Source organism: uncultured Pseudoteredinibacter sp., from assembly GCF_947502065.1.
Taxonomy (GTDB): domain Bacteria; phylum Pseudomonadota; class Gammaproteobacteria; order Pseudomonadales; family Cellvibrionaceae; genus Pseudoteredinibacter.
The window spans coordinates 1-1,490 of the sequence record NZ_CANMYE010000024.1; the positions used below are offsets into that span (position 1 = coordinate 1).

The 1,490-nt window shown below is 43.0% G+C and carries 1 protein-coding gene; it reads right to left on the bottom strand.

What is annotated here, in order from left to right; all coding sequences use genetic code 11:
- Nucleotides 1–369: 369 nt before the first annotated feature.
- Nucleotides 370–1,413: an IS110 family transposase gene (locus tag Q1A41_RS20185; protein WP_299982946.1), complete on the bottom strand. Its 1,044-nt coding sequence runs from the start codon at nucleotides 1,411–1,413 to the stop codon at nucleotides 370–372.
- Between the last annotated feature and the right edge of the window lie 77 nt (nucleotides 1,414–1,490).

Here is a 1,490-nt window from a genome sequence, read left to right on the forward strand (position 1 = left end):
TGAACCGTCATAAAAACGCTTGCGGTAAACACATATTGAGGCTCTCTTATAGGGTCTCACCCAAGCCCAGTCTTTCATCGATCCATAATGATGCCGGGGGCACTAGACATTTATCGATTAACCTTCGCTAGCTCTATTCAAGGGGCTGGTTCTTTCATCCAGTTAGTTTCAGGCTTAGCAAGGTGCAAACGTGTTAATTCAAAACAATAATGCGCAAACTGCTTGCGTCTAATCAAGGCGACGAACCTTTGCGTATTGCAATAGATACTGCGGTGCTTGGTATCAAGTACCATAAAGTATTTAGTTACACCGTATCGTCATTTGTCGCTGTATGGTTAGTTAGACGTAGAGCTCGCAAGCAGCTGCGACTTAAGCCCTCATGAATTTCGCTTCATCAAACACCGCTTGATTTTTGAGCATATAATAAATAGATCGCCCTAGTTTGTGGGCGAGAGCGGATAACGCTTTGCTTTTGGGCATGCGTTTTTCGAGTGTTTTTATATATTCCTTAGCACAATCATTATTGCGTAAATACAGAATGGCGGCTTCTGAGAAAGCCCACTTAAGATGTGCGTTACCAATTTTATTACCCTGTGTGCCGTAGGTCTTACCCGCTGATTCAGCCTTGCACTTTATAAGCCGGCTGTAAGACGCGAACCGTTGAACACTTTCAAAGCGTTTTATATCGCCAATCTCATAAAGAATGGTTAGGGCTAAAATATCACCAACACCAGAGATGCTTTTGAGTATATGAAAATCAGTTGCTTTATGCTGCTTGGCGTGCTTTTTAATATGCCATTCTACCCTGGCGAGCTCTTTATTGAATGTATCGATTAAGTTTAGGTCTAAATCAATGCTGGCCTGCACGGAAGCATCGGTAAAACGATTTCTCATTTTTTCGCGAGCACCAAGGTAGCGTAAGTTTAGAGCGTTGGGCGGATGGTTATACTGACTGCCGGTGTTTTTAATATGAGCCTTTAATTGTGCGCCATGGCGAACAATGTGCATACGGCGGCGCATCAAATCTCGAGTGGCTCGCATAGCTCTGGGGTAATGGTAGGCGACGGGGAAATTTCCACCTTTGAGCAATTTAGCTATTTTAAATGAGTCGATTTTATCGTTCTTGGCTTTACCCCCATGTATGGCTTTCATGTAGAGAGCATGGCCAAGTACAAAATCTATGTGATTATCCTCGCACCAGTCAGCAACCCAATACCAACAATGCATACACTCTACGCCAACAATGATGTTACCAATATAAGGTTCAAGAAGCTGAAGCAAGGCTTTTGGTTTGGCGGAAATGTTTTTATGTAAAACAGTGTCGCCTTGATCATCTAAAATACAGACATATAATGATCTGGCGTGTAAATCGATACCGCAGTAATATGGGTGAGAATTGTTGTAGAATTGCATAAGTCTTCTCCAAGTTGGTTCGCGCCTCAAGCTTACCGCTTTGGTGGTAAGCTGGAGAAGGCTCAATAAGTATCAAG